The sequence below is a fragment of the Brevundimonas vesicularis genome (assembly GCF_044807075.1).
GTDB lineage: Bacteria > Pseudomonadota > Alphaproteobacteria > Caulobacterales > Caulobacteraceae > Brevundimonas > Brevundimonas vesicularis_G.
Genome location: NZ_CP085234.1, coordinates 117489 through 143325 on the forward strand (window position 1 = coordinate 117489; position 25837 = coordinate 143325).

At 66.7% G+C, this 25837-nt stretch carries 30 protein-coding genes; 10 read left to right on the top strand and 20 right to left on the bottom strand.

Going from position 1 to position 25837, the window contains the following annotated elements:
* Positions 1 to 38 precede the first annotated feature (38 nt).
* The 3 genes from LG306_RS00565 to LG306_RS00575 all read right to left on the bottom strand — a co-directional run bounded on the left by LG306_RS00565 (position 39) and on the right by LG306_RS00575 (position 2059).
* Positions 39 to 599, bottom strand: a complete 561-nt coding sequence (locus tag LG306_RS00565) for an HNH endonuclease (RefSeq protein ID WP_026108602.1) — start codon at positions 597 to 599, stop codon at positions 39 to 41.
* A 153-nt stretch (positions 600 to 752) separates the two neighbouring features.
* Positions 753 to 1412 (bottom strand): trimeric intracellular cation channel family protein, encoded by a 660-nt coding sequence (locus LG306_RS00570; RefSeq protein ID WP_039244011.1) that lies wholly within the window; start codon positions 1410 to 1412, stop codon positions 753 to 755.
* The gene (locus tag LG306_RS00575) at positions 1409 to 2059 is read right to left on the bottom strand and encodes a DNA-3-methyladenine glycosylase family protein (RefSeq protein WP_404417077.1); all 651 of its coding nucleotides are present in this window, start codon (positions 2057 to 2059) and stop codon (positions 1409 to 1411) included. The genes LG306_RS00570 and LG306_RS00575 overlap by 4 nt, the downstream gene beginning before the upstream one ends.
* 112 nt (positions 2060 to 2171) lie before the next feature.
* Here LG306_RS00575 and LG306_RS00580 point away from each other — a divergent pair, with 112 nt between their 5' ends.
* The 3 genes from LG306_RS00580 to gluQRS are packed head-to-tail and all read left to right on the top strand — an operon-like array spanning position 2172 to position 3572.
* A complete protein-coding gene (locus LG306_RS00580; RefSeq protein ID WP_017506399.1) occupies positions 2172 to 2420 on the top strand; it encodes a type II toxin-antitoxin system ParD family antitoxin in 249 nt (82 codons plus the stop codon).
* Positions 2417 to 2707, top strand: coding sequence for a type II toxin-antitoxin system RelE/ParE family toxin (locus LG306_RS00585; RefSeq protein ID WP_404417081.1), 291 nt, complete (start codon positions 2417 to 2419; stop codon positions 2705 to 2707). Before LG306_RS00580 ends, LG306_RS00585 begins: the two co-directional genes overlap by 4 nt.
* A complete protein-coding gene (gene gluQRS, locus LG306_RS00590) occupies positions 2661 to 3572 on the top strand; it encodes a tRNA glutamyl-Q(34) synthetase GluQRS (protein WP_404417084.1) in 912 nt (303 codons plus the stop codon). Before LG306_RS00585 ends, gluQRS begins: the two co-directional genes overlap by 47 nt.
* On the opposite strand, the gene LG306_RS00595 is transcribed toward gluQRS, so the two are convergent.
* The 3 genes from LG306_RS00595 to LG306_RS00605 all read right to left on the bottom strand — a co-directional run bounded on the left by LG306_RS00595 (position 3556) and on the right by LG306_RS00605 (position 8256).
* Positions 3556 to 4365 (bottom strand): TIGR02186 family protein, encoded by an 810-nt coding sequence (locus LG306_RS00595; protein WP_039244008.1) that lies wholly within the window; start codon positions 4363 to 4365, stop codon positions 3556 to 3558. The genes gluQRS and LG306_RS00595 overlap by 17 nt on opposite strands.
* Positions 4365 to 5288, bottom strand: coding sequence for a sulfite exporter TauE/SafE family protein (locus LG306_RS00600; RefSeq protein WP_017506607.1), 924 nt, complete (start codon positions 5286 to 5288; stop codon positions 4365 to 4367). Before LG306_RS00600 ends, LG306_RS00595 begins: the two co-directional genes overlap by 1 nt.
* Positions 5289 to 5385: 97 nt before the next feature.
* The gene (locus LG306_RS00605) at positions 5386 to 8256 is read right to left on the bottom strand and encodes a hypothetical protein (RefSeq protein WP_404417089.1); all 2871 of its coding nucleotides are present in this window, start codon (positions 8254 to 8256) and stop codon (positions 5386 to 5388) included.
* Positions 8257 to 8472: 216 nt separating this feature from the next.
* Here LG306_RS00605 and LG306_RS00610 point away from each other — a divergent pair, with 216 nt between their 5' ends.
* Both LG306_RS00610 and LG306_RS00615 read left to right on the top strand, forming a co-directional pair.
* Complete coding sequence (locus LG306_RS00610) at positions 8473 to 8691, top strand: hypothetical protein (protein WP_404417092.1); 219 nt, start codon at positions 8473 to 8475, stop codon at positions 8689 to 8691.
* A gap of 61 nt (positions 8692 to 8752) precedes the next feature.
* Complete coding sequence (locus LG306_RS00615) at positions 8753 to 9250, top strand: pyridoxamine 5'-phosphate oxidase family protein (RefSeq protein ID WP_404417095.1); 498 nt, start codon at positions 8753 to 8755, stop codon at positions 9248 to 9250.
* 63 nt (positions 9251 to 9313) lie between these two features.
* Here the strand turns inward: LG306_RS00615 and LG306_RS00620 are convergent, their stop codons facing one another.
* From LG306_RS00620 to LG306_RS00645, 6 genes are all read right to left on the bottom strand, one after another.
* A complete protein-coding gene (locus LG306_RS00620) occupies positions 9314 to 9790 on the bottom strand; it encodes a hypothetical protein (protein WP_404417098.1) in 477 nt (158 codons plus the stop codon).
* Positions 9787 to 10701, bottom strand: coding sequence for an ornithine carbamoyltransferase (argF, locus tag LG306_RS00625; protein ID WP_404417101.1), 915 nt, complete (start codon positions 10699 to 10701; stop codon positions 9787 to 9789). The genes LG306_RS00620 and argF overlap by 4 nt, the downstream gene beginning before the upstream one ends.
* A gap of 140 nt (positions 10702 to 10841) precedes the next feature.
* Entirely contained in the window at positions 10842 to 12017 is a 1176-nt protein-coding gene (locus LG306_RS00630) for an aspartate aminotransferase family protein (RefSeq protein WP_055754412.1), read from the bottom strand.
* Between the two features lie 109 nt (positions 12018 to 12126).
* Positions 12127 to 12651 carry a YcxB family protein gene (locus tag LG306_RS00635; protein WP_404417104.1) on the bottom strand — a complete coding sequence of 175 codons (525 nt, stop codon included), beginning with the start codon at positions 12649 to 12651 and terminating at the stop codon, positions 12127 to 12129.
* A complete protein-coding gene (locus tag LG306_RS00640; protein WP_404417107.1) occupies positions 12648 to 13658 on the bottom strand; it encodes a M28 family metallopeptidase in 1011 nt (336 codons plus the stop codon). The genes LG306_RS00635 and LG306_RS00640 overlap by 4 nt, the downstream gene beginning before the upstream one ends.
* Positions 13659 to 13700: 42 nt before the next feature.
* Positions 13701 to 14531 carry an ABC transporter permease gene (locus tag LG306_RS00645; protein WP_404417110.1) on the bottom strand — a complete coding sequence of 277 codons (831 nt, stop codon included), beginning with the start codon at positions 14529 to 14531 and terminating at the stop codon, positions 13701 to 13703.
* Between the two features lie 230 nt (positions 14532 to 14761).
* Here LG306_RS00645 and LG306_RS00650 point away from each other — a divergent pair, with 230 nt between their 5' ends.
* On the top strand, positions 14762 to 15298 hold the full coding sequence (locus LG306_RS00650) for a GcrA family cell cycle regulator (protein WP_017506617.1): 537 nt from the start codon (positions 14762 to 14764) through the stop codon (positions 15296 to 15298).
* 179 nt (positions 15299 to 15477) lie between these two features.
* Here LG306_RS00650 and LG306_RS00655 read toward each other — a convergent pair whose 3' ends face one another.
* A complete protein-coding gene (locus LG306_RS00655; RefSeq protein ID WP_404417114.1) occupies positions 15478 to 16119 on the bottom strand; it encodes a hypothetical protein in 642 nt (213 codons plus the stop codon).
* 95 nt (positions 16120 to 16214) lie between these two features.
* Positions 16215 to 16622, bottom strand: coding sequence for a Co2+/Mg2+ efflux protein ApaG (gene apaG / locus LG306_RS00660; RefSeq protein ID WP_404417117.1), 408 nt, complete (start codon positions 16620 to 16622; stop codon positions 16215 to 16217).
* An 81-nt stretch (positions 16623 to 16703) separates the two neighbouring features.
* Here apaG and LG306_RS00665 point away from each other — a divergent pair, with 81 nt between their 5' ends.
* The gene (locus LG306_RS00665; RefSeq protein ID WP_055754408.1) at positions 16704 to 17729 is read left to right on the top strand and encodes a 2'-deoxycytidine 5'-triphosphate deaminase; all 1026 of its coding nucleotides are present in this window, start codon (positions 16704 to 16706) and stop codon (positions 17727 to 17729) included.
* Positions 17730 to 17836: 107 nt separating this feature from the next.
* Here LG306_RS00665 and LG306_RS00670 read toward each other — a convergent pair whose 3' ends face one another.
* Positions 17837 to 19012: an MFS transporter gene (locus LG306_RS00670; RefSeq protein WP_404419601.1), complete on the bottom strand. Its 1176-nt coding sequence runs from the start codon at positions 19010 to 19012 to the stop codon at positions 17837 to 17839.
* A gap of 125 nt (positions 19013 to 19137) precedes the next feature.
* On the bottom strand, positions 19138 to 19614 hold the full coding sequence (locus LG306_RS00675) for a cupin domain-containing protein (protein WP_404417122.1): 477 nt from the start codon (positions 19612 to 19614) through the stop codon (positions 19138 to 19140).
* 42 nt (positions 19615 to 19656) lie between these two features.
* Here LG306_RS00675 and dapE point away from each other — a divergent pair, with 42 nt between their 5' ends.
* Complete coding sequence (gene dapE / locus LG306_RS00680; RefSeq protein WP_404417124.1) at positions 19657 to 20844, top strand: succinyl-diaminopimelate desuccinylase; 1188 nt, start codon at positions 19657 to 19659, stop codon at positions 20842 to 20844.
* A 51-nt stretch (positions 20845 to 20895) separates the two neighbouring features.
* Here dapE and LG306_RS00685 read toward each other — a convergent pair whose 3' ends face one another.
* Positions 20896 to 21126, bottom strand: a complete 231-nt coding sequence (locus LG306_RS00685) for a hypothetical protein (RefSeq protein ID WP_404417127.1) — start codon at positions 21124 to 21126, stop codon at positions 20896 to 20898.
* A 512-nt stretch (positions 21127 to 21638) separates the two neighbouring features.
* Entirely contained in the window at positions 21639 to 22940 is a 1302-nt protein-coding gene (locus LG306_RS00690) for an amidohydrolase (RefSeq protein WP_404417130.1), read from the bottom strand.
* A gap of 90 nt (positions 22941 to 23030) precedes the next feature.
* Between LG306_RS00690 and LG306_RS00695 the strand changes: the two genes are divergently transcribed.
* On the top strand, positions 23031 to 23387 hold the full coding sequence (locus tag LG306_RS00695) for a hypothetical protein (RefSeq protein WP_404417133.1): 357 nt from the start codon (positions 23031 to 23033) through the stop codon (positions 23385 to 23387).
* 46 nt (positions 23388 to 23433) lie between these two features.
* Positions 23434 to 23868: an SRPBCC domain-containing protein gene (locus LG306_RS00700; RefSeq protein WP_112863394.1), complete on the top strand. Its 435-nt coding sequence runs from the start codon at positions 23434 to 23436 to the stop codon at positions 23866 to 23868.
* On the opposite strand, the gene LG306_RS00705 is transcribed toward LG306_RS00700, so the two are convergent.
* Positions 23865 to 24845, bottom strand: coding sequence for a type II secretion system F family protein (locus LG306_RS00705; RefSeq protein ID WP_404417136.1), 981 nt, complete (start codon positions 24843 to 24845; stop codon positions 23865 to 23867). The genes LG306_RS00700 and LG306_RS00705 overlap by 4 nt on opposite strands.
* A gap of 10 nt (positions 24846 to 24855) precedes the next feature.
* On the bottom strand, positions 24856 to 25833 hold the full coding sequence (locus LG306_RS00710) for a type II secretion system F family protein (protein WP_404417139.1): 978 nt from the start codon (positions 25831 to 25833) through the stop codon (positions 24856 to 24858).
* Positions 25834 to 25837 lie beyond the last annotated feature (4 nt).

Sequence of the window (25837 nt, forward strand, 5' to 3'; positions counted from 1 at the left end):
AAGGGTGTTTGAGCCATTTCGAGCAACTGAAAAGAGCCCTAAGGTTCGAGCTCTATGTCCCAATAAAGATAGTCCAGCCAGCTCTGGTGCAGATAGTGCGGCGGGAAGCGTCGGCCGGCGTCCTGAAGCTGCCAGGCGTTGGGGCGATAGGGTTCGCGGCGGATCGGCATCATCGCCTGGCGCGGCGTTCGCCCGCCCTTGGCCAGATTGCAGGGGCTGCAGGCTGCGACGATATTGTCCCAGGTCGTACGTCCGCCCTGTGAGCGCGGGATGACGTGGTCGAACGTCAGTTCAGCCGACTGACCGCAGTACTGGCAGGCGAAGCCGTCACGCAGAAAGACGTTGAAGCGGGTGAAGGCGGGGCTGCGGTCCTGATCCACATAGCTGCGCAGCGCGATCACGCTGGGAAGCTGCATCTCCATCGACGGCGAGCGGACAACCTTATCATACAGGGACACCACGTCCACGCGGTCCTGATAGACCGCCTTGACCGCCTCCTCCCACGGCCACAGCGACAGCGGATAATAGGACAGCGGCCGGAAGTCGGCGTTCAACACCAACGCGGGAAAACCGGAGGGCGGTCGATGGAGAACCTGCATCAGGCCCTCCCGCTCAGACGGGGGGATTTTGAGGCGACAAAGGTGAGGACACGTCTCCTTCCCTAGTCTTGGCCTTGGTCTTGTCGACTTAACCTAACCCTGATTCCCGCTCATCGCCATGACCAGTGTGCAGCGTTTTCGTGACGTCCTGCCTCAGACCCCGCGCGCGTGGGTCGGAAACCCCGGCAGGGTCCAGCCCCAGCGCAGCGCCGCCGCGCGCAGCAGGAAGCCGGACAGCGCCGCGACGATAGCGGCGGGCCAGACGCCTACGCCCGGCGCCCGCAGCACCATATAGACCGTCGCCGCCAGGATCGCGGCCGTGACGTTGATCTCTCGCCGCAGCAGGATCGACGGCTGGCCCGCCAGGGTGTCGCGCACCACCCCGCCGAAACAGGCCGTCAGCGTGCCCATGACGATGCAGATCAATGCCGGCGCCCCGGCCGCCTCGGCCTTTGCCGCCCCCATGACGCCATAGGCCGCAAGACCCACGGCATCCAGCCACAGCAGGGCGCGAAACCGCCAGTCGCGCTGCCCCACCAGCCACAGGGCAGTGGAGGCGAAAAGGCAGACCGCCAGATAGCGCCAGTCCTGCACCCAGAAGACCGGCAGGCCAAGCAGCAGGTCGCGCAGCGTCCCGCCGCCCACGCCGGTGATGGCGCCGAAGAAGGCGAAGGTGACCACATCGTGCTTCTCGCGCGCGGCAGCCAAGGCGCCGGTGGCGGCAAAGACCGCCACGCCGGCGAAATCCAGCGCGGTCAGCACGGTCTGCGGATTGCGCAGCGGTTCGGTCAGAGCGGGATCGAGCGGGGTCATGCCGGCCCATCCAGCGCGATCTCGCCGCGCTTCACGCCCGTGTACCAGGCCCACAGCAGGTGGGTGGCGACCGCACGATAGGGCCGCCAGATTTCGGCGCGGGCATAGGCGCCCTTCTGATCGGGCCGCACCTCTGCGCCGTCCGCCCAGCGGATCGCCTCCTGCAAGGCCACGTCCCCGCCGGGGAAGACATCCAGCCGCCCCTCGCACATCATCAGATAGGCCTCGGCCGTCCACAGGCCCACGCCTTTCAGCGCCGTCAGGGAAGCGATCGCCGCCTCGTCATCCAGGTTGGCCAGATGCTCCAGATCGATCTCGCCCGCGATCTGCGCCCGCGCAATCCCCTGACCATAGGTCGCCTTCTGTCTCGACAGGCCCATGCCGCGCAACTGATCCAGATCGTGCGCCAGCAACAGCTCGGGCGTGATGCCGCCCATGCCTTCACGCAGCCGCGCCCACACCGAAGCGGCCGAGGCCACCGACACCTGTTGCTCCACGATCATGCGAAACAAGCCTTCGAACCCGCCCACTCTCAACCGCCACTCCAGCGGCGGCGTCTGGGCGTCCACGCGCCCGAGCGCCGGATCGGCGGCGACCAGCGCCTGGCGCGCGGTGGCGATGTCATCGGGCGTGGGTGCGAACGGCATCGGCTACCTATGGCGCGAGGCGGCCTTCAAGGGAATGGAGGCCTTGGCGGATTTCGGCTGGCGACATCGGGCCCTAATAACTATTATTGGCGCGTAGATTTAGGACATCGCAATGACCATGACCGTCGAACTTGGAGCTTTGGAACAGGTAGTGGACCGTCTGGTCCGCGACGGTCGCTACGGCTCCAAGAGCGAGGTCCTGCGCACCGGCGTCAGACTGGTGCAGGAGCACGAGGCTCGGCTAGCAGCTCTGCTCGGCAAGCTGGAAGAGGGCGTCGCCGACGCTGATGGCGGACGGACGAAGCCGCTTGAAGATGTCCGCGCCGAGTTCGAAGCGCGGTGGGCTGCCGAAGGCGAATGAGAGTTCGGGTCACCCACGCCGCCTTGCGCGATCTGATCGCCATCGAGAGCCATGTGGAGTCGGACAGCCCAAACGCAGCCCGCAAACTGGTCAGGACGCTTCTCGAACGCTGCGAAACCCTCGGTCAAAATCCTCGACGCTATCCAGAGGCCGGGGTCGCCGATCTGCGGAAACGCGCCGAAGGCAGCTATCTGATCTTCTATCGCGTGACCGGCGACGTGGAAGTCGTGCGAATCCTTCATGCGGCGCGCGACTGGACGCATCTGCTGTCGCCGGACGAAGACTGAAGCTGTGTTCACAACCCGCTTCGCCCCCTCGCCTACCGGCCGTCTGCACAAGGGCCACGCTTTTTCGGCCCTGACCGCCTGGACGGCGGCGAAGGCGGCGGGCGGGCGGTTCGTGCTGCGCATCGAGGATATCGATCCGACGCGATGCCGGCCGGAACACGAGGCGGGCATTCTGGAGGACCTTGCCTGGCTAGGCCTGGACTGGGAGACGCCGGTCCGGCGCCAGTCCGATCATCTGGGCGACTACGCCGCCGTGATCGAAATTCTGCGGGCGCGCGGCCTGCTCTATCGGTGTTTCCGCACGCGCAAGGAGATCCTGAGCGCCATCGGCGAGGCGCCGCACGGGACGATGGAGGCAGCGAGGCCCGGTCCGCATTCAGCGGAGGAGGAGGCGCATCTGCTGGCCTCGGGCGCGCCATTCGCCTGGCGGCTGTCGCTGGATCGGGCGCGGGAGGCCTTGGGCGAGGCGACCTGGAACAACCTGAGTTTCGTCGAGGAGGGCGAGGGTCCGAACGGCGAAACCGGCGTCATCGCCGTCGATCCCGAGGCGGCGGGCGATGTCGTTCTGGCGCGCAAGGATACGGGCGTCGCCTATCATCTGGCGGTGACGTATGACGACGCCTTGCAGGGGATCACCCATGTGATCCGGGGTCAGGACCTGTTCGAGGCGACCCATGTGCAGCGGCTGATCCAGACCCTGCTGGGCTGGCCGGCGCCGACCTATCTTCATCACGCCTTGCTGACAGGGCCGGACGGGCGGCGCTACGCCAAGCGCGATCGATCGATCACCCTGGCCGAGCTGAGGGCCGGCGGATTGACGGCCGAGGCCCTGCGCGGCGATCTGGGCTTCAGCTCCGGCGGCTGAAGATGCGCGAGGCGCCGTAGCCGGTCAGGGCGGCCAGCACGACGCACAGCACGCCGTACAGCCACGGTCGACGGTGGGCGAACTCATAGATGTCGCGCTCCAGCCCGACCTTCTCGACCGTCAGGGTCAGGTTCGACACCGACTGCGGCTCGCCGTCCTGAAACAGCCAGACCTCGGCGTAGTATTTGCCGGTGGGCGCCACGGTCGGCAGCTTGACCTCGGCGCGGAACAGGCCCCGGTCGACGAACTCCACCCCTTCGGAATCGGTATCGTAGAGGGCGGCGGCTTCCTTCAGCCGGATCACCGCGCGACGCCAGTCCAGATAGTCGTCGCCCAGACGGCTCACCACCACGTCGCGCACGCCGTAACGGGTGACGGTGCGGCTTTCCTCGGGCGCGTCGATGCGCAGGTGATCGACGCCGACGCCCAGTCGCCGCAGCTGGCCGAAGTCCGCGATGTCGCTGAGCGGGCGGGTCGAGGCGGTCATGTAGAAGCCGGGCGCCCCCTCGAACAGCACGGGCCGGCTGTTCAGCCAGACACCCGAGGTGCGCGTCTTCTTGACCAGGCGGATCGGCGCGTCCGGCCCCCGCACCACGACCACGACGTCCGCAGGTTCAGGCGTCGGATTGAACACCGCGCCGTACAGGACGATGGACGCGCCCCGGAAACTGCTATCGACCCGGACCTGGGCGTCGGTCAGGGCGGCGGCGACGCGCAGGTCGCCGGTCGTCGCTTCGGACCGATCGAGCGGCGGGGCCGCGACAGCGGGCGGAGGGGGAGGAAGCGCCTGCATCAGTCGGCGATTCCCGGCGCGATCATGAAGATGTCGTTGGGCCGCACGAACAGATCCAGCCCCATCTGGATCCCGACCAGCAGCACGATCAGGCCCAGCGCCGCCCGCAGCTCCTCGGCGCGGAACCGCCCAGCGAACCGCGCGCCGATCTGGGCGCCGACGACGCCGCCCAGCAGCAGGATGGTGGACAGGACGATGTCGACCGTCTGGTTACGCCCGGCCTGAAGAATGGTGGTGATGGCGGTGGTGATGATGATCTGAAACAGGCTGGTGCCCACCACCGCGCCCGCCCGCATGCGCAGGATATAGAGCATGGCCGGCACCAGGATGAAGCCGCCGCCCACCCCCATGATGGCCGAGAGGACGCCCGCAAAGACGCCCAGGCCGAACGGCGGCAGGGCGCTGATATAGAGGCCCGACTTCGGGAACTTCATCTTCAGCGGCAGGCCATACAGCCACATCGGCCGCCGACGCTGCTTGTGCGGCGCGGGCAGCCCCCGGCGGCGGCGCAGGATTTCAGTCAGGCTTTCGTTCAGCATCAGAATGCCGATGGCGCCCAGAAAGACGAGATAGGACAGGGCCACGACCAGATCGGCCTGGCCCAGCAAGCGCAGGTAGCGAAACAGCTCGACCCCCGCCAGGGCGCCGGCCGCGCCGCCGGCCGCCATCACTGACCCCATCTTGAAATCGACCGAACCCGCCCCGGCATAGCGGATGACGCCCGACGTCGAGGAAGCCACGACATGGCTGGCCTGGCTGGCGACGGCGACGGTCGGCGGGATGCCCAGGAAGACCAGGATCGGCGCCATCAGGAAGCCGCCGCCGATGCCGAACAGGCCGGACACGAACCCGACCACCGCCCCCAGGATCACCAGGGTCGGCCAGTTCACCGAAACCTCGGCGATCGGCAGATAGATGTCCAAAGGACGCGCCTTCGGCTGGAGCGGACACAAGAATCGCCGTCAGGCGGGCGAGGTCGGGGACGACCGGGCGACCGATAGCCGCCCGGCGCCTGGGAATCTAGCCTGTCGCCTGGGCTTGGGCCTGCGACTGACCCTGCGACTGGGCCACGAAGGCGTCGGCGGCGGTGCGGGCCGCGCGCTGGACCGTGGCGCTGGCCGTCGGGCGTAGACGCGTCACGGCGGCCTGAGCCTCCGCATCCCCGCCGCGCGCGGCGATCATGTACCACTTCAGCGCTTCGGTCGGATTCTTGGCCACGCCGTCGGCGCCGGTCTCATAGATGCGCGCGACATTGTACTGGCTGTCCGGCAGGCCGCGCTCGGCCGCGTTCAGCAGCCAGGTCAGGGCCTCGGCCTGATTGGTCGCGCCGCCGTCGCCTTCATAAAGCTGCATCCCATACAGATGCATCCCGCGCGGATCGCCGCCCTCGGCAGCGCGACGGCCCCACTGACGGCTTTGGACCGGATCGGCAGGCACGCCGTTGGCGCCATCCAGATACAGCTGACCCAGATAGGTCTGGGCGGGGGCGTAACCCAGGTTGGCGGCGCGCTTCATGCCGTCCAGGCCAGAGTTGTCGCCGGCCTCCAGCTTGCCGATCGCCGCCTCATAATCCGCCGCGCCGGGGCCGCCGATGTCGAAGGTCGCTTTCGGGCCGGTCGGCGTCACCGCCGACGCGGCCAGAGGCACGGCGCCGTTTGTCGTCGAGCCGCGGCCGAAGCTGGGCATCTCGAAGTCCGGGGCGCCGCCGTCGGTCAGGGACAGATAGCCATAGACGCCCCCGGTCAGGGCGACCGCCGTGACCGAAGCCAGAAAGGTCTTCTTGACCGTCGATCCGTCTTTGGACGCCTGCCGGTCCAGCCGTTCCTGCAGCTTGGACTTGCCGCCGCGCTTCAGGCCGAAGCCCGACCGGGGCGCAGGTTCTGGCTCGGCCGGCGCGGTGATCGCAGCACGGGCGGCGTCGATGGTGCTGCGGGTCGAGGCGGCGCGGCCGGCGGCGGCGGCGGCTTCCATGCTGGAGCGCAGCCGGCGCGGATCCACGAACTCGGTCTCGCCGCCGAAATCATCGTCGTCCGCATCCAGGACGGCGGCGCTGCGCTTTTCGGTCGGTGCGGTCGAGAAGCCCGGCGACGTCGCCTCCAGCGCGTCCTCGACGTCGGCGCCGCCGAAACCGCTGAAGGGCTGGATGATGGGTTCGACGCCGTCGGGATCGACCTGGCGCATCGGCATGTCGTCAGCCAGCGCCTCGGCGGGCTCGGCCTCGGTCTGGGCGACGGGCGACGACGGGAAGGGCGCAGCGGTCGCGACTTCGGGCGTCACCGGATCGCTGGACCAGGCGTCCTGGTCGGTGAAGGTCTCATCGGGGAAGGCGGCGGCGCGCCAGTCGCCTTCGATGGATGCGGACTGGATCGGCGCCTGTATCGTCGCCGAAGCGGCGCGTTCCAGCACCTGTCGCGCCGGGGTCCACGCCGGCTCATTGTCCAGCGGCTTGTCGCGGATCGGCGTCGGCGCGCGGGCGTCGATGCTTTCGCGGGCCTCGGCCAGCAGACGGGCGGTGCGCTCTTCGCTGAGACGCATCCGCTCGGCCAGTTCGCCGGACGCGCGGTCGTAGCGCTGCTCGATCTTGTCCGAGCTTTCCGACAGGCGTCGGCCGATGTCTTCCAGCGCCTGCTGCGAGCGGCGCTCGGACTGGGCGATGCGATCGCTCAGCTGGTCCGAGATGCGGGTGATCTCGCCGCCAAGCTTCTCCAGGGCGATGGCGTGGCGATCGTCGCTGGCGGTCAGGCGTTGATCGACGCGGTCAACGTGGCGGGCGAACTCCTGGTCCAGACGCGCGGCGCGGCGGGCGACTTCGGTTTCGATGGTCTGGCTGACGACGTCGGCGGCGGCGCGGGCGACGGCGTCGGTGCGACCGTCGTTGTCCGTCTCGACCTTCTTGACCCGCGCATTCAGATTGCGGGCGATGCGCAGGACCTCGCGGCCCATGGCCTCAAGGCCGATGGCGCCCTTCTCTTCGGACGCCTTCAATTGATCGCCGACGGCCTGAACGGCGCGTTCGATGCGGTCGATCCGCGCGCCGGTTTCGGCGGCGTCCAGACGCTGCATCATCTCGGCGCGATTGTTGTCGATCTGACGCGACAGGCTTTCGGCCAGTTTCTCGAAACGGGCCAGGTCGCGCGCGCCTTCCGGCTCGACGCGGCTCTCGGCCGTCCGCATCCGCTGGTCCAGCGCGGCGAACGAGCGTTCCAGCGTCTTCAGGGCTTCGGTCGTGCGGTTCTGGGCCTCGTCCAGACGCGCGCTGACCTGGGCCAGCATGTCCGTGCCGACGCCGGGGCCGGCGGCCTTCTCGACCGCCTCCATCCGCTCGCGCAGATCGCTGACGCCCAGACGTTGGCGTTCCTCGATGTCGTACAGGCGCCCGGTCAGGGCGCCCAGGGAGGTCTCGATCTTGCCGAAGGCTTCCTGGGTCGAAGGGCCGGTGTCGCGCTCAAAGGCGCGCAGGCGGCGATGCCCTTCGCGCAGCTCCTCGGCGATGTCGTCGATGCGGCGGGCGGCTCCTTGCGCCTCGGCCTCCTGGCCGTCCAGCCGGCGCATCAGGCCCGCAACGGCCTGATCCACGCCCTGGATCGCGACGGTCGAGCGGCGTTCGGCGGCTTCCAGCCGCGCGGCGATCACATCGATGGAGGCGCTGATCCGCTGCTGGCTGTCTTCAACCTCATAGGCGTCGTCCAGACGGCGGCTGCGGTTGCGGCGTTCGTATTCGGCGGCCTGGGAGCGACGCGGCAGGGTGGCGTAGCCCTCCTCCTCGTCTTCCATGATCATGGAGTTGAGCCATTCGCCCAGCGTCATGCCGGACCGGCGCGCCAGATCCTTGGCGACCTCGCGTGCTTTGGGATCGATTCCCTTAACGCTCCACGGCGCTGCAGCGCTCACTGATTCGTCTCCCGGCCCATGCGACGAAGGCTATACCGTCAATATCGAGGGTGTAAACTGATGGTTAACCGCAATATCTAGCCGCGATATTCCGAGCCTGTGGACATCGCGCCAGATCGCCGGATTTGTGAATCATCTCGGTTAACGCGGCATGAAGATTAACCTCCCGGCAAGGGTTCGCTTGCCAAGCGGCGCGGCTTTCGCCACCTGCGGCGCATGAGCCTGACCACCACCCTCGTCCTGCTGGGCGTCGCCCTCGCCGTCATGGTCTTTTGCGGATGGCGCGGCGCCCGGCCGCCAGATCCGTTCAAGGGACCGCGCCTGATGCCGTGGCGGTTCCTGATGGTCGGCGCGGCGGCGATCGCCATGCTGCTGCTGATCCACCTGGCGACGATATTCGGCGCCGAGCGTGCGCCCTGGATACCCGGCGCCTAGAGGCGGGAACCCGATTGGGGCCGGTCGGTTGAACCTTGCGAACCACTCAAGGAGAGACCGCGTGTCCGACAAACTGACCCCCGCCGAGGCCGAGAAGGAATTCTGGAAGAGCCTGAAGGAGTCCAACACCGGCATGCTGGGCATCGATCGCCCCGGCTATCACCACCAACCCATGACCGGTTTCGGCGAGGATGAGACGGGGACCATCTGGTTCTTCACCCGCGACGACACCGATTTCGCCCGTGACGTCGCCGGCGGCGGCCAGAACGGCATGTTCTGCTATCAGGCCAAGGACGGCAAGGTTCAGGCCTGCATCCACGGCCGCCTGGCCATCGATCAGGACCGCAGCCGCATCGACAAATACTGGAACCCCGTCGTCGCCGCCTGGTACCCGGACGGCAAGGACGACGCCCATCTGACCCTGATCCGCTTCGACGCCGACGACGGCCGCGTCTGGGTGTCCGACAAGGGCGCGCTCGGCTTCGGCTACGAAGTCCTCAAGGCCAATCTGACCAAATCGACGCCCGACGTCGGCGGCGTGTCGGACGTGAAACTGTAGGCGACTGATCACTGATCCGTGGCGATCTGAAAAGGCCGGGGAGCGATCCCCGGCTTTTGACTGTCAGCAGCCGGCTATACGCTCGACCCCGGATATTCGCGAGCGGTCCACTCCCAACGCATCGAGCCGATCAGCACACTCCAGAAAGACATGATCGTTCGAGGCCAAGCGGACGACCGCGTCTTCGGCTAACGGCCAGAACTTGGCTCTTATAAGTCCGACATTGACCTGCTGGCCTTGGCGCAGCCCTCTGACCAGCGCCAAATCAACGCAGGCCTGGTCACGAGCGTAAGGGTTGCATCGCGACGCATGATTACGGCCCTCTCCGTCGGTGATCACGAGCACCGACAGCGCCTTGTAAGACGATATGCTGACGCGACCTTCAACGGTAACGGCTTCATACGAGAACTTGCCGGGATCAAGCGTCGGCGCCGCCGCGGTGAAGAGCGCGAAGGCGCCAACCGAAACAGCCAGCAGCATTACAACGACAAACCAGAAGCGCGACGCGGTCGACATCGCCTTCCAGTCATCCAACGTCATCCCCCGAAGCACCAGGCCAGAACCGCCTTTTGGGCGTGGATACGGTTTTCGGCTTCGTCCCAGACCAGAGAGCGCGGCCCGTCGATGACGGCGTCGGTGACTTCCTCGCCACGATGGGCGGGAAGGCAATGCAGGAAGACCGCTTCGGGATCGGCGAGATCCATCAGGGCTTCGTCGACGCCGTAATGTTCGAACGCCGAAAGCCGCGCCTCATAGTCCTGATCCCCCATGGACACCCAGGTGTCGGTGACGACGACGTCGGCGCCCTTGACCGCCTCGCGCGGATCGCTGGTCAGGGTGACGGCGTCGCCGCCCTTGGCCAGATCGCGCAGGTCGGGATGGTATTCCGCCGGGCAGGCGACGTTCAGATGGAAGCCGAACTTGGGCGCCGCGTGCATGAAGCTGTGGCAGACGTTGTTGCCGTCGCCGATCCAGGCGATCGTCTTGCCGGCGATCGGCCCGCGATGCTCCTCGATCGTCTGCAGATCGGCCAGGATCTGGCACGGGTGAGACCGATCGGTCAGGCCGTTGATCACCGGCACGGTCGAAACGCGGGCGAACCGCTCGACATCCTCGTGATCGTTGGCGCGGATCATCACGGCATCGACCATGCGCGACAGCACGCGGGCGGTGTCCTCCACCGGCTCGCCGCGCCCCAGCTGCATGTCCGAGGCCGTGGCGATGATGGACGAGCCGCCCAACTGGCGGATCGCCGCGTCGAAGCTGAACCGCGTGCGGGTCGAGTTCTTCTCGAAGATCATCGCCAGAACGCGGTCCTTGCCCGGGGCATCGGCGTCGGCGCGCCCCTGGGGCCAGCCCTTGCGGGCGGCCTTGCGGGCATGGGCGTCGTCCAGGATGGCGCGCAGGTCCGCCGCGTCCAGCCGGTGGATATCGAGGAAGTGCCGGACCATATGTCTAGCTCCGCTCATCCCCGCGAAGGCGGGGATCTAGTGCTGTGGGCGACAGCCGCCCGGTCTATGTTTCATCCGTCGATCCCGCGTTCTCGAAAGAGCTGGGTCCCCGCTTTCGCGGGGAGGAGCGGATGTCAGGATCAGGCCGCCAGCTTTTCGCGGGCGACCTCGCAGGCCGCTTCGAAACGGGCCACGGCTTCGCGGGCCTCGTCCAGCGTCAGGTTCAGCGGCGGCAACAGGCGCACGCAGTTGTCGCCCCCGCCGGCGATCAGCAGCTGCTGCGTGTCGCGCGCCAGGGCCATGAACTCGCGATTGTTGGGCACCATCTTGATGCCGATCAGAAGGCCCTTGCCGCGCACGTCGGCGATCACATCGGGGAAGCGTTCCTGAAGGCCGGCGAACTGCTGCTTCAGATAGCCGGCGACCTCGTTGACGTTGTTCAGCGTCTCGGGGCTGTTGATCAAGCTCAGCGCCTTCTGGCCTACGGCCATGGCCAGGGGGTTGCCGCCGAAGGTCGAGCCGTGGACGCCGACCGTCATCCCCTTGGCCGCCTTGGCCGAGGCCAGGCAGGCGCCGATGGGGAAGCCGCCGCCCAGGGCCTTGGCCACAGCCATGATGTCCGGCGCCATGCCCGCCCATTCGTGGGCCCACAGCTTGCCGGTCCGGCCCATGCCGCACTGGACCTCGTCGAAGATGATCAGGACGCCGTGTTCGTCGCACAGGTCGCGCAGGCCCCGCAGGCATTGTTCGGGCATGGCGCGGCAGCCGCCCTCGCCCTGCACGGGCTCGACGATGATGGCGGCGGTCGTGGGGTTGGCGATGGCGGCCTTGATCGCCTCGTGGTCGCCCCACTTCAGCTGGTGGAAGCCCTGCATCGGCGGGCCGAAGCCCTCGGTATAGCTGGGGTTGGCGGCGGCGTTGATCGCGCCATAGGTCCGACCGTGGAACGAGCCGTCGAAGCCGTAGATGTCGATCCGCTCAGGCGCGCCATTGGCCGAGTGGTATTTGCGCGCCGTCTTCAGCGCGCATTCGACGGCTTCGGTGCCCGAGTTGGTGAAGAACACCACGTCGGCGAAGCTGGATTCGCACAGGGCGTCAGCCAGGGCTTCCTGACCCGGAATGCGGAAGATGTTGGAGACGTGCCACAGCTTCTCGGCCTGATCCTTGACCGCCTGGACAAGTTCGGGGTGGGCGTGGCCCAGGCCGTTGGTCGAGATGCCGGCGACGCAGTCGAGATATTCGGTCCCGTCGGTCGCCCACAGACGCGCGCCTCGGCCGCGTTCCACTTCCAGCGGCGCGCGATTGTAGACACCCATCAGATGTTCAGTGGACACGGGACCAAGACCTCCAAAAGCGAGACGGCCCCGGCGCGAGCGCGACGGAGCCGGATCAATACGGTCAGGCGTTGTCGGACGCGCGAGGGTCTTAGTCAACACCGGCGCCGAGGACGCCCCGCGCTCGCACATCGCCGACCAAGATACGCAGCGCCTGGCGTTGATCCGTCTCCAGCACGCGCAGGGGCAGAATGAAGTTGGTGTTGGGCGAGGCTGCGAAGATCAGGCGATCCTTGTCCTCCACCACCGCGACCAGATTGCGCCAGCCGATGCGGGTGTCGAAATCCGCTCCCGACAGCGCCAGACCCCTGTCATCGATGCGCCAGTCGGTTGGCCTCTGCGCGATCGGCGACCGGCGCGCCGCCGCCATGACCCTGTAATGCGCCACGACCGATAGCCCTATAAAGCCATACAGTCCGACCAGCTGAAGACCAACGATCCAGCCGGTCCGCTCCAGGGGCAGGCCGAAGCAGACAGCGATGGTCGCCAGCATGGCGCCGCCCAGAAACAACACGGGCAGGTTCGCCCAGCGCCGAACGACGGGCCACGCCTTGACGGCCGCCCGACCTTCCTTCGGCGTCGGCTGGACGCCGCGAACCTCGATGACCGCCGTCACTCGCCGCCGGGCGTCGTCGCCGGGGCCGCCGGAGCGGTTTCAGCGGCGACGGCCGCGTCTTTGGCCTGGATTTCGACCAGCTTCTTGTCCAGCGCCAGGCCCAGGTCGGCGATGAACAGGCCGAAACGGGCGACGTCGACGCCCTTCAGATACGACAGCTTGTCCTCGGTCGAGTGGATGCGCTGGAAGACGGGCGGGACGAAGCCCTCCTTCAGGCCGGTGTCCTTGCCGCCGTTGAAGGCCAGCCACATCTGGTGGGCGCCGACCGCATCCTGAGTGCCCATCGACACCACCGGCACGCCCGCGGCCGAGAAGGCGCGGTCGTCGCTGGGCGGATAGGTCGGATAGGGCATGCAGTCGAAGCCGCGTTCGGCGCATAGGCCGCGCAGCGTCTCCAGCACGAAGGCCGATTGCGGGCCATTGTTCTCGCCATACATGACCGTCTGACCATAGGCGGCGACATCGGCGTTGATGACGGCGGCGATCCGGTCCTTGCCGTGTTTCTCAAGGAAGGCCTTGGCGCCCAGAAGGCCCAGCTCTTCCTGGTCGGTGAAGACGAAGACGAAGCGGTGGGGGACCGGCTGGCCTTCCAGCGCCATGTCCAGCGTCTTGGCCGCCTCCATCATCGCCATGACCGAGCCGACGTTGTCGACGATGCCCTGCGACAGCGTCCCATCGCGCAGCTTCACCGCGTCATAGTGGGCGGTCAGGACGATATCCTTGTCGCCCTGCCCCACCGTGACGACGACATTGGCGCCTTCCATCGAGCCGGTGGCCTGGTTGCCGCCCTCGAAGGTCTGGATTTCGGGCGTGAAGCCCAGCGTCGTGAGGAAACTGACCAGAACCTGGGTCCGCTCGGCGTTCGTGGGCTTGATGAACTGGGCGGCGCCGGCGGCGATGTCGGGGCGGTCGCCGGCCTGGGGCGTCGCTTCCTGAGCGAAGGCGGGCCCAAAAGCGGATGTGGCGGCGAACAGGGCCGTGGCGGCGACGAGCGAACGAAACAGCATGAAGCGGACCTCTCGGGGGAGCGATCCGCAACAGGTAGCGATCTAGCTCTTAAGACGCCAGCCCGAGCGGAACACCAGCCAGCAGACCACGCCCATGACGGCCATCAGTACGGCCGACCCTATGACGCCGACCGTCAGATTGCTCTCGGCATGGCCGATGAAGCCGTAGCGGAAACCGTCGATCAGATAGAAGAAGGGGTTGTAGCGGCTCAGCGCCCGGAACGGCTCGGGCAGGTTCTCGACCAGATAGAAGGTCCCCGACAGGAAGGTCATCGGCATGACGATGAAGTTCTGGACCGCCGACAGGTGGTCGAACTTCTCGCTCCACAACCCCGCCAACGCCCCGGTCATGCCCATGATGAAACAGGCGGCGAGGGCGAACCAGACGATGGCGAAGATGTTGGCGACGCCCAGCGGCGCGAACGGCAGCACGCAGATCGCCGTCACCAGACCGACCGCCAGCCCACGCGTCGCGGCGCCCAGCGTAAAGCCCAGCGTCAGCTCAAGCGGGCTGAGCGGCGGGGTCAGGAAGTCGGTCGCGGTACCCATGATCTTGGCTTGGATCAGGCTGGACGAGGCGTTGGCGAAGGCGTTGTTCAACATGGCCATCATGATCAGGCCGGGCGCGACGAACAGGGCGAACGGCGTGCCGTGCAGCGGCGGCCGCGCGTTCTGAAGCGCCACCACGAACACCAGCATATAGAGCAGCGTCGTGACCACCGGCGCCGCCACCGTCTGGGCGCCCACCTTCCAGAAGCGACGCACCTCGCGCAGATACAGAGTCTGCACCCCGATCCAGTTGATCCCCGGATAGCGACGCGGCTGCGGCAGGCCAGCAGGCCGGGTGGAGATCAGATCTGGCGTATCGGTCATGGCCCGCCAGATGCGCTCGACCGCCGCGCTTCGCAAGAGATCAGGCGAGATCGTCCCGAAAACGACGGCGCCGCCTTAACCTTAACGATGATTCAATATCTGGTTTCTGTGGACAGGATGATTCGCACATCTTGCGTCTCTTAACGGCTGGTTTACGATTAGTTGTAGGTCAAGACCCCGGAGGGGGAGCCTGGACCTAGATATTGAATCCAAACTCGCTGGAGGGTGGCATGACCGCAGGCTGGACCGACGACCGCGTAGGCGCGCTAAAGAAGCTCTGGCTTGAGGGCCAGTCCGCGAGCCAGATCGCCAAACAACTGGGCGGCGGGGTCACCCGCAACGCCGTGATCGGCAAGGTGCACCGTCTGGGCCTGTCGGGCCGGGCCGCCCCGTCGCAACCGGCGCGCACCGTCGCCGCGACCTTCCGCACCGCGCGTCCGCGCCCGGCGCCGGCCGCACCGGCGCAGCAACCTTCGGCCCCGCGCCGTCTGGAAGCCGTCCAGCCCAAGCCGGTCGAACCCGCCGCGCCCGTCCCCGCCCCGATCCCGGACCTGCCGGGCACGGCGACCGTGATGACGCTGGGCGCCCACATGTGCAAATGGCCGATCGGCGACCCGTCGTCGCGCGAGTTCAGCTTCTGCGGCCGCCGCTCGTCGGAAGGCGTCTATTGCGTCGAACACGCCCGTGTCGCCTACCAGCCGCAAGTTCGTCGCGGTTCCAAGGAAAGCGGTTCCGACCTGGCCCGCAGCCTGCGTAGGTATATTTAAGGGCGCTATCGCGCTTCGCGCTACTTGAGCGCGGCGCTTCGCGCGGGGTCTCACGATCCTGACACAGATGCTCCTTATGGAGCCGACTCCCCCCTCGCCGGCCTGCGCAAGCGGCCGGCGAGATTTCAGGGGGCGGGGCTGCGGTTCATCCGGGTTGACGCAGCCCCATCCGCTTTCCGTTACGGCTCCGAGATGGCCGCGCGATTTTCTTCGGCCAGCGGCCAATCCGCCAACTCAAGCAAAAGGACGCTGGCAGAACCCACATCGCCATGCGGCAACATCCGCTGAGACCAGAGCCGGTAGGTGTTCGCGTAGCTCAATTCCATAATGATGCTGGAGCTGTCGACGGGACCGTCGCAACCGTAGGACGGAACAAGCGAAAGTGGCTCGATGGCGGCCTTAACCCGCGCCTGTTCCTCTGGCGTCAAGACCTTCTCGATGACGCATCCCTCCGCCTCTGCACACGGGCGTAACCATTTGCCCCACAGATGATACCGGCCATCCCCGGCCTCATAGACCCTGACGGCGGCAATCGACACATCACCCGAGACCAAGACGCGAACCGCCAGTTTCCCGTCGCCAGTCTCCCGAGAGAGCGACGGCTCGTGCAGAGCCAACAGTTGGCTCCCGAACCAAGATGCCTCCTCAGGTCCAAGGATGGGCCGCCGATGAGCGGGATAATACTCGTTTCCGGGACAGGCACCCAGGGTGGTCTGCAACGACGCGGGAAAAAACGACGTCTCAGAGAGGCTCGCGTAAAAGACCGCCACGCCGCCAACCAGCGCCGCAGAGATTAGGGCGAAGACATCTTGTCTGATCATGCCGCTTCCCCGCATCGATCAAGGCGTGGCCGACACGGTAACATCCCTGCGCAGCCTCTCAACCCCTATAGGTTGAGGACACCTCAAACCTGCCGTTAGTTTAACACCCGCCGCGCATCGGGCGTATCCAGCGAAAAGGCCGGGATCTCCGCCTCGAAACTGCGCCCGTCCGCATCCGTCATATAATAGGCGCCGACCATCGAACCGCTGTCGGTGCCCAGCGGACAGCCCGAGGCGTAGGCGTAGCTGCCGCCCGGCTCGATCACCGGCTGTTCGCCGACGACGCCGGGACCGCGCACCTCTTCGACATGGCCGCAGCCGTCGGTGATGGTCCAGCGACGCGCCATCAGCTGCACCGTCGAACCCGTCAGGTTCACGATCTCGATCTGGTAGGCCCAGACCCAGCGGCCTTCGTCTGGATCGGACTGGCCCGCCAGATAGCTGGGGCGCACCCGGATCAGGATGCCGTTCGTCTCGGCGGTATAGGCAGGACCATCGTGCATGGGCTATATGCTCGCCCCGCCGCGCGCGGGCTGCAAGCGCGACTTGGAGACAAGTCGTGAAAACCGTGTGAGACAGACGCCATGAGCTCCTTCCAAGCGCCCCGTCCCGGCATCCTGCCCGCCCAGTCGATCGAGACGTTGATCGCCGCCGGCGCCGTCACGTCCGACACGCCCTTCGACCACGACCAGGTCCAGCCGGCCAGCCTGGACCTGCGGCTGTCGGATCAGGCCTGGCGCGTGCGCGCCTCCTTCCTCCCCGGCCGGCGCAAGGTCGAGGACCGCATCGCCGACGTGGCCATGCACGCCATCGAGATCACCGAGGCGGGCGTCGTGCTGGAAAAGGGCTGCGTCTATATAGTGCGCCTTCAGGAGCGGCTGAAACTGCCCCAGGGCCTGATCGCCCGCGCCAATCCGAAAAGCTCGACCGGCCGCGTTGATGTCTTCGTGCGCCTGCTGACCGATCAGGGCGCCAGCTTCGATGACGTCGCCGAAGGCTATGACGGACCACTCTATATGGAGGTCGCGCCCCAGACCTTCTCCATCCTGGTCCGTCCCGGCACGCGCCTGAACCAGCTGCGGCTGAAGGCCGGCGATCCGCCCAAGCTGGAGACCCGCTCGGTCGGCGTCGATCTGCAGGGCGGCGACATCGTCGGCTTCCGCGGGCGTCGCCATGCGGGCGTGGTCGATCTGGACCACATCGACGGCCACGACCCGCGCGACTTCTGGGAGCCGCTGAGCCTACGCCGTGGCGAACTGCTGCTGGATCCGGGCGAGTTCTACATCCTGGCCTCGTCCGACGACGTCGAAATCCCGGTTGACCAGGCCGCCGAGATGACTCCGATCGATCCGTCGGTCGGCGAGTTTCGCGTCCACTACGCCGGCTTCTTCGACCCCGGCTTCGGCACCGACGAGGCGCACGGCGCAGGCTCGAAAGGCGTGCTGGAAGTCCGCACCCACGACACGCCGTTCCTGCTGGAACACGGCCAAATCGTCGCCCGCCTGGTTTACGAGCCCCTGACCGAACGCCCCAGCCGCCTGTATGGCGAAAGCGGCAGCCACTATCAGAACCAGGGCCTGAAGCTGTCGAAGCACTTCAAGGCGTGGTGATTGCGGTGAGCGAGGGGTGCTAGTGAGCAAGAGGTGAGCGAAGAGCGGTGCGGCGTTCTCGGCCTCGGTTCACTTCTCGCTCACTAGCACCCCTCGCTCACTCCCACTCAGGTCAGCTTGTCCGCCTTCCTCAGCCCCGGGAACATCGTCGCCCAGGCCCCGGTCGCGGCCAGGGCGCCGAACCCGCCGAACACCGCCGCCCCGACCGCGCCCAGCAGCCGGACCATGACGCCGGAATAGGCCTCGCCCAGTTCGTTCGAGGCGCCGATGAACAGCATGGACACCGACGACACCCGCCCACGCATGTGATCGGGCGTCGCCAGCTGGATCAGGGTCTGGCGCACATTGACGCTGATCATGTCCGCCGCCCCGCCGATGAACAGCGCCAGGCCCGACAGCCAGACGATGCGCGACAGGCCGAAGGTGATGGTGCACAGGCCGAACACCGCCACCGCCGCGAACATCCAGCGCCCGCCGTTCTGACGGATCGGATAGCGGCTCAGATAGATGGCCATGACCATGGCCCCCACGCCGAACGACGCCCGCAGCAGGCCGAACCCTTGCGGTCCGACATGCAGGATGTCGCGCGCGAAGATCGGCGTCAGCAGGGCCACGCCCGCCAGCAGCACCACCACCAGATCCAGTGAGATGGCGCCCAGCACGATCTTGGTCTTCCAGACATAGGCCAGCCCCTCCTTGACCGAATCCACCGGCGACAGCGGATTGGCCTGGGGCGCAGGTCTCCCGCTGGTGCGGATCAGGATGAAGGCCGCGACGGCCAGCAGGAACATGCCCAGCGACACCGCATAGGCCAGGGGCACGTTCACCCCCACGATCACCCCGCCCAGGGCCGGGCCGGCGATGGCGCCGGTCTGAAACGCGATGGACTGGGCCGCGATGGCGGGCGGCAGGGCCTTTCGACCCACCACCATCGGCAGGAAGGCCTGGCTGGCCGGCGCCAGAAACGCTCGCGCCGCGCCGAACAGGGCCGCGACCGCCAACAGCCCCCACAGCGGCGGGTTGCCATGCAGGGCCATGGCCAGGAACGATCCCGCGCAGGCCGCCTCGACCAGGATGGAGATCCACACCGTGCGCTTGCGGTCGCGCCGATCCGCCATCGCCCCGGCGGGCAGGGTGAAGGCCAGCAGCGGCAGGAACTGACACAGCCCCACCAGCCCCAGATACAGGCTGGCCTCCGCGATCGGATGATCGCGCCGGGCGATCTCATAGACCTGCCACAACAGGGCCGACGACTGGATCTGGATCGCCAGCACCGCCACCACGCGGCCGAACCACAACAGGCGGAAGTCGCGAATGCCCCACGGGCTGGACGGGCCTTCTGGCCCCCCAGATGACGGAGACGGCGGAACGGGCGGGGCGGCGGGGCCGGTGTCGATGGATTCTGTGGTCACGTTCTTCTTGGGTATGTCGGATAGGGCGAGCCGTCGCGGTGGAAATAGCCGTCGACGCCGGCGTGCAGCACCATGTCGATGTCGGGATAGTCGGCGGGGGTGATCGTCGGGCTGCGCGTCTCGACTTCCAGCAGAACCGCCTCGCGGCCGGATCGGTTCTCCAGCTTATGGCCGTTCGGCACCCCGGCCTTGAACCCGGCGCAGTCGCCGGCGCGCAGAACCGTCTCGCCATCGTCCTCGATCAGCACCACCTCGCCCTCGATCACGATGACGAACTCGTCCTCTTCGGCGTGCCAGTGGCGCTGGCTGGACCAGGCGCCGTCGGGCAGGCGCAGCAGGTTGACGCCGAACTGGCTCAACCCCGCCGCATCGCCCAGCCGCCAGCGGCGACGCGGCTTGCACGGGCCGGCGTATTCCTCGGGATAGGTGGTGCCGTTCGTCGTCGGCGCGCTGTCGATGTCGATCTTGGGCATGGGCCTTCTCGCCTCCGCACGATTTCCGTAAAGCATAGCCGCATGAGCCGCGCATCAACTCCCGTTATCGATCCTGTCGAACTGACTCGCGACCTGATCCGCATTCCCTCCGTCACGCCCGCCGACGAAGGGGCGATGGATGTGCTGGAACGGCATCTGACGGCGCTGGGCTTTACCTGCCGTCGCCTGGCCTTCGAGGGACCAGGCGGGCAAGGCGTCCATGCGCGGATCGAGAACCTGTATGCGCGACGCGGGACCGCCTCGCCCAACCTGTGTTTCGCCGGCCATACGGATGTGGTTCCGACCGGCCCGTCGGATCAGTGGTCGTCGCAACCTTTCAACGCCGAGGTCAAGGACGGCGTCCTGTACGGTCGCGGGGCGGTGGACATGAAGGGCGGGATCGCGGCCTGGGTCGCGGCCGTGTCCCAGGTCATCGCGGACCGCGAGCCCGAGGGCTCCCTCTCCTTCCTGATCACCGGCGACGAGGAAGGCCCCGCCCTGCACGGCACCAAACGGGTGGTCGAGGCCCTGGCCGCCGAGGGCGAGGTCATCGACGCCTGCGTCGTCGGCGAACCCTCGTCGTCGCAACAGCTGGGCGACATGATCAAGGTCGGGCGGCGCGGCTCGCTGAACACCTGGATCACCGTCCACGGCAAACAGGGCCACGTCGCCTATCCGGAACGGGCCGCCAACCCGGCCCCGGTGATCGCACGCCTGATGGCCCGTTTGAACGACCACGTGCTGGATGAAGGCTACGAGAACTTCCCCCCGTCGAACCTCGAAATCACCACCATCGACATCGGCAATCCGGCGACCAACATCATTCCGGCCGAGGCGAAGGCGCGGCTGAACATCCGCTTCAACCCCAGCCATACCGGCGACGCTCTGATCGACTGGCTGAACCGCGAGGCCGGGGCCATGCAGGCCGAGACCGGGCTTCAGATCACCCTGGAGCACCTTTGCTCAGGCGAGGCGTTCCTGACCGAGCCGGGCGCCTTCGTGGAGGCGGTTCAGGACGCGGTCGAGGCCGTGGCGGGCCGCCGCCCCGAGGCCTCCACCACCGGCGGCACTTCCGACGCCCGCTTCATTCGCGCCCTGTGCCCAGTCCTGGAACTGGGCCTGGTCGGCCAGACCATGCACCAGATCGACGAACGGGTGCCTACGGCGGAGCTGGAGACGCTGACGGCCGTCTATCGCCGGGTGATCAAGACGGTCTTCGAGCGGTTGTAGGCTATTCAGAAGTCGAGAGGCCCGCCCTCCGAGAAGAGCGAGCCAAGATGGTCAACCGTAGTGGCTCGTGCAGAAGGTATCCCCGTCGGTGTAGCACTGAGAGCGCTCCTCTCCAGGCGGATACTCAGACCAACATATGGCACGGATTTCGTCCATACATTGCTCGTAGGGGGTTTTCTTGGGGATGGCCTGAGTTGGCGTCGCTGTCGCGGTAAATCCGCCGATCAGTGCTGCGCTCGAAATCGCCGCAATAAATCCAGCGGCAGTCATTTTGAACTTCATCTCGCTTCTCCAGAAAATTGTTTTCGTGTGAGGTCGTGCCAGCCGTCAAGCTCCAGCAGACGCTGTTTCCGAGCTACCAATAACCTCCGGGGCAGGACCCAACGGCTTCGAGAGTATAGTAGGGCGACGTCGTTCCGCTGACGGGCGAAGGCACCACATTGCCGTTGGAGCAACGGTCCAGATAATGACCAACCTGCGTGGTCAATGTCTCGTCGCTGTAGAAGGTGCGGAAATACATTATGCCCGGTGCCTTCGCAGTGGCGGTCGCACCAAGGGCAGTTCCTGCGATGACGGCGGACAAAGCAACAAGTCGGACAGTCGAAAGCGCCTTCATTTCAATTCTCCCGAGGAAGCCTATCTTCCCGTAGGGATTGCACTCACACATCCTCGCAGTATGCAAGGATGTTTCGTGCATGATGCGAAAAATGCCGAAAGCGCTAACCGGAGGGCTAACGGCTTCCGTCGACAATAGGTCTCGCTTCAAGCTCAGTTTGCCGCTGGAGCTGGTACGCCTAACTCCGCTCCAGGAACCGCAGCGCCGTAAGGACGTGCGTCTTCACGCCCAGCGGCAAGACCTTCTCGTTCGGCGAAAACTCGGGCGAATGGTTGGGCGCCGAGGTCGCGGGGTCGACGCCGTCGGGACTGGCGCCGAGATGGTAGAAGACGCCGGGGATGACCTGCTGGAAATAGCTGAAGTCCTCGGCCACCGTGGTCGGGGGCGTGGCGGGGTTGACGTTCCCCTCGCCCGCCGCCTCGGTCAGGACCGGGGCCAGCCAGGCGGACAGGCCGGGGTCGTTGAACACCAGGGCGGCGTTCTGTCTGACGCCGAACTCGGCGGTGGCGCCGTAAGCTTCGGCGACGTGGTCGATGGCGGTCTCGGCGCGGGCGACCAAGGCGTCGCGCTGGGCCGTATCGAAGGTGCGCAGGGTGCCGGACAGAGTCGCGCTGTCAGGGATGATGTTGTAGCGGACGCCGGCGTTGATCGTGGCGATGGTGAAGACGGTCGGGGTCGTGGTCGGATCGACCGTGCGCGCGGTCAGGGTGTTGACCGTCTCGACCACCTGGCCCGCCACCGCGATCACATCGACCCCGCGCCAGGGCCAGGCGCCGTGCGTCTGCTTGCCCTTCAGGCGGATATCCACGCGGTCGGAGGCGGCCATGAAGCCCTCGGGCCGATAGAAGACGCTGCCCGGACGGCCCGGCACGACATGCAGGCCGAAGATGGCCTCGGGCTTGGGATCGTTCAGCGCCCCTTCGGCGATCATCAGGGCCGCCCCGCCCTTGGGCTCTCCTGGAGGCGCGCCCTCCTCGGCCGGCTGGAAGACGAAGACCACCGTGCCGGCGATCCGGTCCTTCATCCCCGCCAGCACCTCGGCCGCGCCCATCAGCATGGCCATATGCATGTCGTGGCCGCAGGCGTGGGCCACCGGAACCGTATTGCCCATATAGGTCCCGGTGGCGGTGGAGGCGAAAGCCAGGCCCGTCGCCTCCTGCACCGGCAGGGCGTCCATATCGGCGCGCAGGGCCACCGTCCGGCCCGGCCGTGCGCCGCGCAGCACGCCGATCACCCCGGTCTTGCCGACCCCGGTGCGGACCTCCAGCCCCAGCGACCGCAGGTGCTCGGCGATCACGCCGGCCGACCGAGTCTCGGCGAAGCCCAGTTCGGGATGCTGGTGGAAGTCGCGCCGCCACGCGACGACCTCTGGCATGACGCGCTGCACGGCGGCGTCCACGCTGGCCGTATCGACCTGAGCCTGAGCGGCGCCGGCGGCGAGCAGCAGCGCCATTGTGGAGGCGGCGAACAATCGGCGCATGTGAAGGTCCCGTGAAATTTTCAGCCCGACGACAGGTGACGGCGCCACACCCGCTTGTGCAAGCCGTCGCGAACGGCGATTTCTGTCCGCATGGGTGAGAAGGCCTTCAAGAGCGCAAAGACCGAATGGCGCGACGTCGTGCTGGTCTGCCGCAAATGTTCGAAAAAGCTGGACGGCGGCTTCGGCCCCGGCGGCGATCTGACGCTGAAGAAGGCGCTGAGAAAATATCTGCATCTGAAGAAGGGCAAACAGGGTCGCAGGGGCGAGCTGACGGTCGTCGGCGCCGACTGTTTCGACATCTGTCCCAAGGGCGCCGTCGTCGCCGTTAACACGGCCCAGCCCAAGAAGCTGCTGATCATTCCGGCCGGCGCCGACCTGTTCGAGGTCAAGACGCGGCTGGGACTGGACGACGGACGGCGGTTGAAGCGGATCGAAGCGGCCGACTGAGCCTCGGCGCCTTTCTTCCGGCGGCCAGCCGTGTCAGAGCGAAACCATGGATGACACTCGCATCGAAAAACGCGTCGGCGTTCAGGCGACCTCGGACCGCATCTGGGATCTGGTCGCGGACCTGTCCGGCTGGGGCGCCTGGAACCCGATCGACAAGGACGTCGAGGGCGCCATCGCCTATGGCGGCCGTCTGACCATGACCGAGGCCTGGCCCGACATGGCCGAACGCCAGTCGGCGGCCCAGGTGGTGGAATGGCAGCCGCGCGCGCGGCTGGTCTGGGCCGAACGGCGCGGCTTCCTGTTCCAGAGCCTGCGCTATATCCAGATCGAGGAGTTGGCGCCCGGCAACTGCATCGTCGCCATCGGCATCCGCTTTTCCGGCATTCGCGGCGAGCTGTTCCACGACAAGCACCGTCCGGCGATCAAGGCCGCGTTCGAAAAGGCCGCCGAGGGTCTGAAGGCGGCGGCCGAGCGCGCCTAACGCCCGTCTTTCATCATGTCGATGACGTTCAGGATCGCTGGCCCCAGGATGACGATGAACAGGACCGGCAGGAAGAACAGGATCATCGGTACGGTCAGTTTGGCCGGCAGGGCCGCCGCCTTCTTCTCGGCGGCGGACATCCGCAGATCGCGGTTCTCCTTGGCCATGACGCGCAGGGCAGTGGCCAGCGGCGTGCCATAGGTTTCGGCCTGGGTCATGGCGGTCGCGACCGACTTGACGCCCGGATGGTTGGTGCGCTTGCCTAGGTTCTCATAGGCCACCCGACGGTCCGGCAGATAGCTGAGTTCGGCCGACAGCAGCGACAGTTCCTCGGCCAGATCGATCGACGACGGCCCCATTTCCTGGCTCACCTTGGTGATCGCCGCCTCGATGGACATGCCCGCTTCGACGCAGATCAGCAGAAGGTCCAGCGCGTCGGGAAAGGCCTGCATAATCGAGGCGCGACGCTTGTCGATACGGTTCTTCAGATACAGGTTCGGCGCATAGAAGCCGGCGACGGCCGCCGCCATCGTCGCGGTCACCTTGTTCATCGTCGGCCAGTCCACGACCTTGAGGACGAACAGATAGAAGGCCGCCACCACCATGAAGATGAAGGGCGAGGCGAAGCGGAAGAAGTAGAAGGTCGTCAGCGGACGCGGCCCACGATAGCCGGCCTGCACCATCTGGCCCGCAACCTTGGGATCTTCCAGCAGCTTGGTCAGGTTCAGCCGATCCACGATCCGCTTCTTGAAGCCGTCGTCGGTGTGACGCAGCGCCCCTTGCCCTGCGGCCATGTTGGCGCGCGAGCGGCGTTTCAGATCGTCGCGGCGTTCGGCGACGGCCTTCATCCGCTTGTCCAGCTTCACACCGCCCGTCATCGACGACAGCAGGGTCATGATGGTCGCAAAGACCAGCACGCCCACGCCGATGCTGAGCAGGTTCTGCGGGTCGGTGACGAAGCGGATAAAACCTTCCATGGTCCCGGCCTCAGAACTTGAACGAGATCATGCGCTTCATGACGAAGATGCCGGTCGCCATCAGGCAGACCGCGATCAACAGCAGGAAGTTGCCGCGGAAGTCGGTGAACAGCGGCATCATATAGGACGGGGTGGTGAACATGACCATCGTCATGACCGCAGGCGGCAGGGAAGCGATGATGCCGGCCGAGGCCAGGGCTTCGGACGACAGAGCCTTGATCTTCTCGCCCATCATCCGCCGAGCGCGCAACACGGCCGACAGGTTGCCCAGCGCCTCGGCCAGGTTGCCGCCCGTCTTTTGCTGGATAGCGATGACGATGGTGAAGAAGCGCAGTTCGGACGTCGGCATCCGGCCGTACATCTTCTCCAGCGCCTGCTCCAAGGTGAGCCCGACCCCCAGACCCTCGACCAGCCTCTGGAACTCCGGCCCCAGCGGCGCCGGGCTTTCTCGGGCGATGATCTTGAAACATTCGTGGACCGGCAGGCCCGACTTGATGCCGCGCACGATGACGTCGACGGCGTTGGGGAACTCCAGCGAGAACTTCTTCATCCGCGACTTTCCGAGGAAACTCACGACCCAGCGCGGCAGCCCCAGACCGAAGATCAGCGCGATCCCCAGCACGATCGGGATCGGCAGGCCGAACACAAGGGCGCCCAACCCGGTCACCACCCCCACCACGGCCGAGATGATGTAGAAGGTGCGCACGCTCAGGCTCAGACCCGCCTGGCTTAGGCGAGACGACAGGGTGGTGCGCGCCTTGCGCTCCCGCCGGTCCGCGTCCTGAAGCTGGAGCAGGATCTGTTTGCGCCGCGCCTCGGGCGTATTGGCGGCTGCAGCCTTGCGTGCGAGCGCAGGGTTCTTCTTACCCTCGCCCAGACTCTGGGCGCGCTTGACGGCCTGGGCCGAGGAGTCGTCACCACCGACAAAGACCCAGCCGAGCCCGCCGATGGTGATGAAGGCCAGAACGGCGGCGAGGATCGGCAGCATCGCG

What these genes read in the sequence shown, in the direction of transcription:
- LG306_RS00565 (WP_026108602.1), bottom strand. Translation starts at nt 599, where the DNA reads ATGCAGGTTCTCCATCGACCGCCCTCCGGTTTTCCCGCGTTGGTGTTG.
- LG306_RS00570 (WP_039244011.1), bottom strand. Translation starts at nt 1,412, where the DNA reads ATGACCCCGCTCGATCCCGCTCTGACCGAACCGCTGCGCAATCCGCAG.
- LG306_RS00575 (WP_404417077.1), bottom strand. Translation starts at nt 2,059, where the DNA reads ATGCCGTTCGCACCCACGCCCGATGACATCGCCACCGCGCGCCAGGCG.
- LG306_RS00580 (WP_017506399.1), top strand. Translation starts at nt 2,172, where the DNA reads ATGACCATGACCGTCGAACTTGGAGCTTTGGAACAGGTAGTGGACCGT.
- LG306_RS00585 (WP_404417081.1), top strand. Translation starts at nt 2,417, where the DNA reads ATGAGAGTTCGGGTCACCCACGCCGCCTTGCGCGATCTGATCGCCATC.
- gluQRS (WP_404417084.1), top strand. Translation starts at nt 2,661, where the DNA reads ATGCGGCGCGCGACTGGACGCATCTGCTGTCGCCGGACGAAGACTGAA.
- LG306_RS00595 (WP_039244008.1), bottom strand. Translation starts at nt 4,365, where the DNA reads ATGCAGGCGCTTCCTCCCCCTCCGCCCGCTGTCGCGGCCCCGCCGCTC.
- LG306_RS00610 (WP_404417092.1), top strand. Translation starts at nt 8,473, where the DNA reads ATGAGCCTGACCACCACCCTCGTCCTGCTGGGCGTCGCCCTCGCCGTC.
- LG306_RS00620 (WP_404417098.1), bottom strand. Translation starts at nt 9,790, where the DNA reads ATGACGTTGGATGACTGGAAGGCGATGTCGACCGCGTCGCGCTTCTGG.
- argF (WP_404417101.1), bottom strand. Translation starts at nt 10,701, where the DNA reads ATGGTCCGGCACTTCCTCGATATCCACCGGCTGGACGCGGCGGACCTG.
- LG306_RS00630 (WP_055754412.1), bottom strand. Translation starts at nt 12,017, where the DNA reads ATGGGTGTCTACAATCGCGCGCCGCTGGAAGTGGAACGCGGCCGAGGC.
- LG306_RS00640 (WP_404417107.1), bottom strand. Translation starts at nt 13,658, where the DNA reads ATGCTGTTTCGTTCGCTCGTCGCCGCCACGGCCCTGTTCGCCGCCACA.
- LG306_RS00645 (WP_404417110.1), bottom strand. Translation starts at nt 14,531, where the DNA reads ATGACCGATACGCCAGATCTGATCTCCACCCGGCCTGCTGGCCTGCCG.
- LG306_RS00650 (WP_017506617.1), top strand. Translation starts at nt 14,762, where the DNA reads ATGACCGCAGGCTGGACCGACGACCGCGTAGGCGCGCTAAAGAAGCTC.
- LG306_RS00655 (WP_404417114.1), bottom strand. Translation starts at nt 16,119, where the DNA reads ATGATCAGACAAGATGTCTTCGCCCTAATCTCTGCGGCGCTGGTTGGC.
- apaG (WP_404417117.1), bottom strand. Translation starts at nt 16,622, where the DNA reads ATGCACGATGGTCCTGCCTATACCGCCGAGACGAACGGCATCCTGATC.
- LG306_RS00665 (WP_055754408.1), top strand. Translation starts at nt 16,704, where the DNA reads ATGAGCTCCTTCCAAGCGCCCCGTCCCGGCATCCTGCCCGCCCAGTCG.
- LG306_RS00675 (WP_404417122.1), bottom strand. Translation starts at nt 19,614, where the DNA reads ATGCCCAAGATCGACATCGACAGCGCGCCGACGACGAACGGCACCACC.
- dapE (WP_404417124.1), top strand. Translation starts at nt 19,657, where the DNA reads ATGAGCCGCGCATCAACTCCCGTTATCGATCCTGTCGAACTGACTCGC.
- LG306_RS00685 (WP_404417127.1), bottom strand. Translation starts at nt 21,126, where the DNA reads ATGAAGTTCAAAATGACTGCCGCTGGATTTATTGCGGCGATTTCGAGC.
- LG306_RS00690 (WP_404417130.1), bottom strand. Translation starts at nt 22,940, where the DNA reads ATGCGCCGATTGTTCGCCGCCTCCACAATGGCGCTGCTGCTCGCCGCC.
- LG306_RS00695 (WP_404417133.1), top strand. Translation starts at nt 23,031, where the DNA reads ATGGGTGAGAAGGCCTTCAAGAGCGCAAAGACCGAATGGCGCGACGTC.
- LG306_RS00700 (WP_112863394.1), top strand. Translation starts at nt 23,434, where the DNA reads ATGGATGACACTCGCATCGAAAAACGCGTCGGCGTTCAGGCGACCTCG.
- LG306_RS00705 (WP_404417136.1), bottom strand. Translation starts at nt 24,845, where the DNA reads ATGGAAGGTTTTATCCGCTTCGTCACCGACCCGCAGAACCTGCTCAGC.
- LG306_RS00710 (WP_404417139.1), bottom strand. Translation starts at nt 25,833, where the DNA reads ATGCTGCCGATCCTCGCCGCCGTTCTGGCCTTCATCACCATCGGCGGG.